The sequence below is a fragment of the Arthrobacter sp. efr-133-R2A-120 genome, from assembly GCF_030209835.1.
Lineage (GTDB): Bacteria > Actinomycetota > Actinomycetes > Actinomycetales > Micrococcaceae > Arthrobacter.
Map to the genome: position 1 here is coordinate 1 of NZ_JARVRF010000034.1, position 9,480 is coordinate 9,480.

Genomic DNA, 9,480 nt, shown 5'->3' on the forward strand with positions numbered 1-9,480 from the left:
AGCACCGTGTCCGTCCAGCCCAGCTCGGCATCGGCCGCGCCGCGCTTCTTCCACGCCGCCCGGAGCCGACGCCGGACATCCTCCACGAGGGAGACGCGGAGTTGCCGCCGCAGCGACCACACGTCCTCGTCGCTTACGTTGTAGGCGAGATCCCAACGGCCCAAGGCCTCGGCCTCGGTTCCAAACTGCTGGCGGGCCAAGGCGGAGATGCGCGGATCCACCCAGGTGGGCACGTGGACGCCGTTGGTGACGGAGGTGATGGGGATTTCGGAGTGGTCGAAGCCTGGCCAGAGCCCGGAGAACATCTCGCGGGAGACCACCCCGTGGAGTTTGGCCACGCCGTTGGCCCGCTGCGCCAGGCGCAGGCCCATGACGGCCATGTTGAAGACCGCGGGGTTGCCGCCCTCGTAGTTTTCCCTGCCCAGTTCCAGGACCTTCTCCACCGGCACGTCCGGGGCCAGGCCGGCGTCGAAGAAGTGCCTGATCTGCACGGCCTCGAAGCGGTCGATGCCGGCCGGCACGGGGGTGTGGGTGGTGAACACCGTGGACGCGCGTCCGGCGGCCAGGGCCTCGGACCAGCTCAGCGGGGCCTCGGAGGACATGAGCTCCTGGATCCGTTCGATGCCCAGGAACCCGGCGTGGCCTTCGTTGGTGTGGAAAACCTCCGGGGCCGGGGTGCCCGTGAGCCGCTGGTAGACCCGCAGCGCCTTCACCCCGCCCATGCCCAGCAGCAGCTCCTGCTGCAGGCGGTGGTCACCGCCGCCGCCGTAGAGGCGGTCCGTGATCCCGCGCGCGGCGTCGTCGTTGGCCGGAACGTTCGAATCGAGCAGCAGCAGCGGCACCCGCCCGACGTCGGCACGCCAGATGTGCGCGTTGAGCTTGCGTCCGTTGGGTAGCGGGAGCGAAATCGTCACCGGCTTGCCGGTGCCGTCCTCGGACGGCTCGCGCAGCAGTGTCAGCGGCAACCCGTCGGGGTCAAGGACCGGGTAGGTCTCCTGCTGCCAGGCGTCCCGGGAAAGGGACTGCTTGAAATAGCCCGCCTGGTACAGCAGCCCGACGCCGATCAACGGCACGCCCAGGTCCGAAGCCGCCTTCAGGTGGTCCCCGGCCAGGATCCCCAGGCCGCCGGAATACTGCGGAAGGACCTCGGTGATGCCGAATTCCGGCGAGAAATACGCGATGCACGCCGGAGCGTCCGGACCCAGGCCCTGGTACCAGCGCGGCTCGCTCAAGTACCGGTCCAGATCCGCAGCCGCGTGCTGCACACGTTCTACAAGTTCATTGTTGGAAGCAAGTTGGTCCAGCTGATCGCGGCTGATTGACCCGAGGAGGCTTATTGGATCGTGACGGCTCTCCTCCCACAATTCCTGGTCAAGGCTCGCAAAGAGCTCGCGGGTAGGTCGGTGCCACGACCAGCGCAGATTCGTCGCGAGACGAGCCAGCGGCCGGATCGGCTCGGGGAGCAGGGTACGGACGGTAAACCTTCGAATTGCCTTCACGAGCGTCACACTAATCCACTCGGTGGACGGCAGGAACAGCTTTCGGTTTCTTTTAGGTAAATGACACATTGCGCGGAAGAGTCTGGGGCACCTCTTCGCAAAATGTGATTTTTCTCGCTAACGTCGAGGTTGTGACCACTACTGCAGCACCGCGATCCAGCTCAGCATCCAAGTCCAAGCAGAAGACCGGTATCACCGATGGTCTTAAGTTCGGCAGATTCCCCATCACGGCCGTGCAGCCCGTGATCGAGGAAGGCCGGTTCCCGGCCAAGGCACTGCCTGGTGAAGACTTGGTGGTTGGCGCCACGGTCTTCCGCGAGGGCCACGACCAGCTGGGGGTTAGCGCTATCCTGCTGGACCCCAAAGGCAAAGAACGCCAGCGTGTCCGGCTCGCCCCTGCGCCGGGTGAGCGTGGCAAAGGAACCGACCGTTGGGAGGGCCTGCTGACCCCGACGGCGCCCGGAGCCTGGACTTTCGCGATCGAGGCCTGGCACGACCGCTACGGCACATGGCATCACAACGCCGAAGTAAAGGTCGAAGCCGGCATCGACGTGGAGCTGATGCTCGCCGAGGGCGTCGCCTTGCTCGCGGAAGCCGCCGGCGAAAGCACGCGAAGCGCGGCTGACAAGCGCACCCTTCGCGCTGCCTCCGAAGGCCTCGCCGATACTTCGAAGACTGCCGAGGAGCGCCTTGCCGACGGCTTCAGCGCAGAGGTCGCAGCCGTCGTCGAGCGCCAGCCGATCCGTGAACTGGTGACCGTCTCGGAACAATACCCGCTCCTCGTGGAGCGTGACTTGGCCGGGCGCGGAGCCTGGTACGAATTCTTCCCGCGTTCCGAAGGCGCCGTTTTCGATCCCTCCACCGGAACGTGGACTTCAGGCAACTTCACGACGGCGGCCAGGAGGCTCGACGCCGTTGCGGAGATGGGCTTCGACGTCATCTACCTGCCGCCCATCCACCCGATTGGTTTCCAGCACCGCAAGGGACGCAACAACACCCTGACTCCGGGTCCGCAGGATCCCGGCTCGCCGTGGGCCATCGGCTCCGAGGCCGGCGGGCACGACGCCATCCATCCGGAATTGGGATCGTTCGAGGACTTCGACGCTTTTGTGGCCCGCGCCAATGAGCTGGGCCTCGAGGTGGCGCTGGACTTGGCGCTGCAGGCCGCCCCGGACCACCCCTGGGTGATGACCAACCCCGAATGGTTCACCACTCGCGTGGACGGAAGCATCGCGTATGCCGAAAACCCGCCGAAGAAGTACCAGGACATCTACCCGCTGAACTTCGACAACGATCCGGCCGGACTGTCCAAGGAAATCCTGCGGATCGTCTTCCTCTGGGTGAGCCACGGAGTGAAGATTTTCCGCGTCGACAACCCGCACACCAAACCGGTGTGGTTCTGGGAATGGCTGATCGCCAAGGTCAACAAGAAGCACCCCGACGTCGTTTTCCTCGCCGAGGCGTTCACCCGCCCCGCGATGATGCACGCCCTCGGCCGGGCAGGTTTCCAACAGTCGTACACGTACTTCACATGGCGGAACACGAAAACCGAACTGGAATCGTATTTCCAGGAGGTTAGCCACGAATCCCCGGCGTACTTCAGGCCCAATTTCTTCGTCAACACCCCGGATATCCTCACCGAATACCTCCAATACGGCGGTCCGGCTGCGTTCCGCATCCGCGCAGCACTGGCAGCCACGGCCAGCCCGCTCTGGGGCGTATACGCCGGATTCGAGCTGTACGAGCATGTGGCGCGTCCCGGAGCCGAAGAGTACATCGACAACGAGAAATACGAGTTCAAGAACCGCGACTGGGATGCCGCAGCGGCGTCGGGGCACAGTCTCACCCCCTACATCACGCGGCTTAACGCCATCCGGAACGCCCACCCCGCCTTGGGTGATCTGCAGAACCTGACTCTGCATCACAGCACGGATGACGCCACCATCGTGTTCTCCAAGCACAAGACCTTGCCCGACGGCAGCAAGGACACCTTGATCATTGTGGTCAACGTCGATCCCCACGGCACCAGGGAAAGCACCGTGACGCTGGATCTCTCAGCTCTTTCGCTGGATCCGGCCGACTTCACCGCCAACGGACGATTCTGGGTGGATGATTTGGTGAGCGGCGAAAGCTGGGAGTGGGGCGAATACAACTACGTCCGACTGGACGCCCATGTAGAACCGGCACACATTCTCAATATCCGGAGGTAGCCTTAGTGAGCTTCAATCCGCAGGGTCAGAGTCAGTACTTCACGCCGAAGAACACTTTCGAGCTGAACGCCCCGGGTCTTCAACATGACCCACATTGGTATCGGAAGGCTGTTTTCTACGAGGTTCTGGTGAGGGCCTTCGCGGATGCGAATGGTGACGGTTCCGGTGATTTCCACGGACTCATCGACAAGTTGGATTATCTGCAGTGGCTCGGAGTGGATTGTTTGTGGCTGCCGCCGTTCTTCGATTCGCCCTTGCGCGACGGCGGTTACGACATTTCCGATTACACGTCCGTGTTGGACGAGTTCGGCACCATCAGCGACTTCAAGCGGCTGGTAGCCGAGGCCCACGCGAGGGGCGTCAGGGTCATCATCGACCTCCCGCTGAACCACACCTCGGACCAACACCCTTGGTTCCAGGAGTCACGCAAGAACCCGGATGGGCCGTTCGGCGACTTCTACGTGTGGAGTGACACCGACGAGAAGTACCAGGACGCGCGCATCATCTTCGTGGACACGGAAGAGTCCAACTGGACGTTCGATCCGATCCGCCGGCAGTTCTTCTGGCACCGTTTCTTCAGCCACCAACCCGACCTGAACTTCGAAAACCCGAAGGTCATCGAGGCCGTCCACGACGTCGTCAAGTTCTGGCTGGACCAAGGCATTGATGGATTCCGGGCAGATGCCATCCCGTACCTCTTCGAAGAAGAGGGCACCAATTGCGAGAACCTGCCGGCCACCCATGGCTTCCTGCGGGACCTTCGGAAGATGGTGGACGAGAACTACCCGGGCCGTGTGATCATCGCCGAAGCCAACCAACCGCCGCACGACGTCGTCGAGTACTTTGGCACGGAGGAAGAACCGGAGTGCCACATGGCCTTCCACTTTCCCATCATGCCGCGCCTGTACTACGCGCTCCGCGACCAGAAGGCCGCTCCCATCATCGAGACGCTGCGGGATACCCCGGGAATCCCGGCCGGCGCGCAATGGGGGACCTTCCTGCGCAACCACGACGAACTCACCCTCGAGATGGTCACCGCCGACGAACGTGCCGCCATGTTGGGCTGGTACGCTCCGGACCCGCGCATGCGGGCCAACATCGGCATCCGGCGCAGGCTCGCCTCCCTGCTGGACAACTCCCGCTCGGAGATCGAGCTGATCAATGCGTTGTTGCTTTCCCTGCCGGGCAGCCCCTTCCTGTACTACGGGGATGAAATCGGGATGGGAGACAACATCTGGCTTGACGATCGCGACGCCGTCCGCACGCCGATGCAATGGAACCCGGACCGCAACGCAGGTTTCTCCAACGCCGATCCCGGAAAGCTCTACCTGCCCGTCATCCAGTCGCTGGTCTACAACTACAGCATGGCGAACGTCGAGGCCGAAGCGGCCCATTCCGGATCGCTCCTGCGCTGGACACGCCAGATCCTGAGCGTCCGGAGGAACCACCCAGCCTTCGGGCTAGGCGACTTCCGGCACGTTCCGGCGGACCACGAGGTGGTTCTTGCCTACATGCGCGAGCTGCGGGAGGACAATCCGGAAGGCGAGGATGCCGAATCCATCCTCTGCGTTTTCAACCTGTCCCAACATCCGGTTGCTACGACCCTCGATATCCCTGAATACGCCGGAAGGGGCCTGCGGGATGTGTTCGGCGGCCAGCCGTTCCCGGGCATCGGCGCCGACGGCTCCCTGACCCTCACGCTCGGTAGCCACGACTTCTTCTGGCTTCGGGTGCGCTCGGCGGGTTCCACCGGCTCCTCGCCGTACACCCAGGCCATCCCAGTGCTGTCCATCGAAGGCTGACATGAGTCACATGGCGCCCACCACGGTCCTCGCCTCCCTGCTCAAGGAATGGCTGCCCCGGCAGCGCTGGTTTCCCGTCAAGGCAGGGTCATTCGAACTGGATTTCGTCGGCTCGTTCGGGCTTCCTGAGCCCGCCGCCGGGACCGGCCTGGAGGTCCAGCTGATCTCCGTCGCTTACGCCACGGCCGATGGCGGGAGGCAGACTGACATCATCCAGGTACCGCTCAGCTTTCGCTCCGCGCCAGCGGCCGCCTTGGCAACTGCCTCGGTGGGCCAGATCGGTGGAACAAGTGAGCAGGACCCGCCGGTCTGGGTATATGACGCTCCCCACGATCCTGACTTCGTGGCGGCAATGCTCGATCTCATCCGGGGTCAGTCGTCCGCCGAACCCGGAGAGGGGGAATGCACGGCGAGCGGGCATACGGTGCCCGGCAGCCTGCGGCTGCCCACTGCCTCAGGATCCGTGCGTGTCTCTTCCGGCGAGCAGTCCAACACTTCAGTGATCGTCGACGACGGCGTGTCCGCGGCGATCGTGAAGATCTTCCGGGTCCTGTCGGTCGGCAAGAACCCCGAAGTGGAGGTTGGCGCGGCCCTGACCTCGGCGGGCACGAAGGAAGTGCCTTCCACCCTTGGCTGGATCACGGGAACCTGGGAGGTGCGGACGCCCCTGGGCCGGCACGGCGCGGCATCGGCGGATTTCGCCGTGGCCCACGAATTCCTTGCGGGCGGGCAGGACGCCTGGCGCCTCGCCGTCGACGCCGCGGCTTCAGGCAGGGACTTTTCCGCCGAAGCGCGGCAGCTGGGCCAAGCGACTGCCACCGTGCATCTGCGGCTCGCGGAAACCCTCGGAACCGCCCGGGAACGCGTTCCCGGCCAGGACATCGCACCCGAAGTAGCGCGGCGCGTCCGCCAGTCTTGGGCTGAGGCGGGCACCGCCGTCGGGCCCCACGAGCAGCAACTCGAGGCACTCCTGACGCAACTGTCGGGCAAGGAAGCCGGGATGCTGCAGCGCATCCACGGAGACCTTCACTTGGGCCAGATCCTGTTGGTGCCCGGCGCCGCGGGAGAACCGGGCCGGTGGGCGATTCTGGACTTTGAGGGCGAACCCTTGCGGCCGATCGAACACCGTAACATTCCCGACGTTCCCCTGCGGGACGTCGTCGGAATGCTGCGATCCTTCGACTACGCCGCCGGTGCGGCCATCCGCGAGAATCCGGGCGCCCGGGTTCCCGCCACGTGGGTTGACGACTGTGCCGAGGCGTTCCTGGCCGGCTACAGCGACATCACCCCTGGAACTATTGACCGCCGATCGCCGCTGTTTGTGGCATTGTGGCTGGACAAGGCCTTGTACGAGGTGATCTACGAGCTGCGGAACAGGCCGGATTGGTTGCCCATTCCGGTCAATGCTTCGCGGCAGCTCCTCGGAAATACGAGCCCCGGCACGGATGCCGCGGCGACATCGGAAGGTAAGGAAATGACAGGCTCAGCACGTACCGAACGGCCCCGAGTCCCGCTGTATGTGGACGCCGCTACCCTGGGCCGGGTGGCCGCTGGTGCGCACCATGCCCCGCACTCGGTGCTTGGTGCCCACCTTGACGACCACGGTCACGTCACCATCCGCACGGTCAAGCACTTGGCGGCGGAGGTAACTGTAGTCACCGAAGCCGGTTCCACCCCGATGACCCACGAGACCGACGGCGTCTGGGTGGCGGTCCTCGAACCGCTGCAGCACGGCCACGTGCCGGACTACCGCCTGGAAGTTGTGTACGGCGATTCAGCGCCGGTGACGATCAATGATCCCTACCACTACCTACCAACCGTCGGAGAGGTGGACCTCCACCTCATCGGCGAAGGCCGGCACGAACGGCTCTGGGACACACTGGGCTCCCACGTCCAGCACTACCGCTCGCCACTTGGCGATGTAGACGGCGTCTCCTTCGCCGTCTGGGCGCCGAACGCTCAGGCGGTCCGCGTCAAGGGCGACTTCAACTCTTGGGACGGGCGTGAACACGCCTTGCGCTCACTCGGGTCTTCAGGCGTTTGGGAAGTCTTCATTCCGGGCGTTTCAGCAGGGGCGTGCTACAAATTCGAGCTGCTCACCAAGGCCGGCCATTGGGTGGAGAAGGCCGACCCGCTCGCCTTCGGCACCGAAGTTCCACCCCTGACCGCGTCACGCGTGGTGGAGTCCGGCTACCGCTTCAAGGACGACGCCTGGATGACGGCGCGCGCCAACAAGGATCCGCACAACTCGCCCATGAGCGTCTACGAAGTCCACCTTGGGTCGTGGCGCCTTGGCCTCGGGTACAAGGAACTGGCCAAGGACCTCGTGGAATACGTGAAGTGGCTTGGCTTCACCCACGTGGAGTTCATGCCGGTGGCGGAGCACCCCTTCGGCGGTTCGTGGGGCTACCAAGTCACGTCCTACTTTGCTCCGACCTCCCGCTTCGGGCATCCGGATGAGTTCCGGTTCCTGGTCGATTCACTGCATCAGGCGGGTATCGGCGTCATCCTCGACTGGGTCCCCGCGCACTTCCCGAAGGACGCATGGGCCCTTGCCCGCTTCGACGGCGAACCACTGTACGAACACTCCGATCCCCGACTCGGCGAGCACCCGGACTGGGGCACGCTCATCTTCGACTTCGGCCGCACCGAGGTTCGCAACTTCCTGGTCGCGAACGCCCTGTACTGGCTCGAGGAATTCCACATCGACGGGCTCCGGGTGGATGCCGTGGCCTCCATGCTCTACAGGGACTATTCGCGTGAGGACGGGGAGTGGTTCCCCAATGTCCACGGTGGACGCGAGAACCTGGAAGCCATTTCCTTCCTCCAAGAGGTCAACGCCACGATCTACAAGACCCACCCCGGGGCAGTGACCATTGCCGAGGAATCCACGGCGTTCCCGGGCGTTACCGCGCCGACCAACCATGGCGGCCTCGGATTCGGGCTCAAATGGAACATGGGCTGGATGCACGACTCCCTCAAGTACATCTCCGAAAACCCGGTGAACCGCCGCTGGCACCACGGTACGGTGACGTTCTCCATGGTCTATGCATTCACGGAAAACTTCCTGTTGCCCATCAGCCACGACGAGGTAGTGCATGGCAAGGGATCCATGCTGCGCAAGATGCCCGGCGACCGCTGGCAGCAGCTAGCAAACCTGCGGGCGTTCATGGCTTACCAGTGGGCGCACCCGGGCAAGCAGCTCATCTTCATGGGCACCGAATTCGGCCAAGAGGCGGAGTGGTCCGAACAGCACGGGCTCGACTGGTTCCTTGCGGACATTCCGTCGCACCGCGGACTGCAATTGCTCACCCGCGAGTTGAACTCGCTGTACAGTTCGACGCCGGCCCTGCATGTCCGGGACAACGAGCCTGGCGGTTTCCAGTGGATCAACGGCGCGGACGCGGATCGCAACGTACTGACTTTTATCCGGTGGGACCACGACGGCAAGCCCTTGGTATGCGCCGTGAATTTCTCGGGAGGCCCGCACCAGGACTATGTGCTTGGCGTCCCGTCTGCCGGCGCTTGGCAGGAAGTACTCAACACTGACGCCGAGGTGTACGGAGGCTCGGGTGTGATCAACAGCGGTGAGCTGCTTGCCACCGCACCGGGTGCGGAAGGATTGCCTGCGGCACTGACCGTCACGCTGCCGCCGCTTGGAGCTTCTTGGTTCACGCTTGTGGGTTAGCTGTTCTTGGGTGGGAGCCCGGAAGCCGCGTGCTTCCGGGCTTTCGCTTTGGACCTTTCGTGCCGCTGCGGAGGCACAGGAGCTCGTCTGGCGGGGGTTTTGCCTCCCCGGTGAAGTGGTGGTATAGTTAGTACCCGCGCTGCTCCCAGTGGAGATCGGTGAAGTTGACTGAGTTCCTCGTGAAGATCAAGTCAAGAACGCCGATTTGACTAGGAGGCAAGCAGCCGGTAAGTTTGGAAAGTTGCTCCGGAGCGATCCTGGACCCTTTGGTGGGTGTGGGT

The 9,480-nt window shown here is 64.0% G+C and carries 4 protein-coding genes; 3 read left to right on the forward strand and 1 reads right to left on the reverse strand.

Annotated elements, in window-relative coordinates:
• Window positions 1-1,499, reverse strand: a 1,499-nt coding sequence (gene glgP, locus QRN52_RS16115) for an alpha-glucan family phosphorylase (protein ID WP_284754235.1), incomplete at its 3' end; no start/stop codon positions are given.
• Between the two features lie 131 nt (window positions 1,500-1,630).
• Between glgP and QRN52_RS16120 the strand changes: the two genes are divergently transcribed.
• From QRN52_RS16120 to QRN52_RS16130, 3 genes are read left to right on the forward strand one after another with little or no spacing between them, the layout of a single operon-like run.
• Window positions 1,631-3,709: an alpha-1,4-glucan--maltose-1-phosphate maltosyltransferase gene (locus QRN52_RS16120; RefSeq protein ID WP_284754237.1), complete on the forward strand. Its 2,079-nt coding sequence runs from the start codon at window positions 1,631-1,633 to the stop codon at window positions 3,707-3,709.
• Window positions 3,710-3,714: 5 nt separating this feature from the next.
• Window positions 3,715-5,511, forward strand: a complete 1,797-nt coding sequence (treS, locus tag QRN52_RS16125) for a maltose alpha-D-glucosyltransferase (RefSeq protein ID WP_284754238.1) — start codon at window positions 3,715-3,717, stop codon at window positions 5,509-5,511.
• 1 nt (window position 5,512) lies between these two features.
• Entirely contained in the window at window positions 5,513-9,199 is a 3,687-nt protein-coding gene (locus tag QRN52_RS16130; protein ID WP_284754239.1) for a 1,4-alpha-glucan branching enzyme, read from the forward strand.
• Window positions 9,200-9,480: the final 281 nt, after the last annotated feature.

What these genes read in the sequence shown, in the direction of transcription:
- QRN52_RS16130 (WP_284754239.1), top strand. Translation starts at nt 5,513, where the DNA reads ATGAGTCACATGGCGCCCACCACGGTCCTCGCCTCCCTGCTCAAGGAA.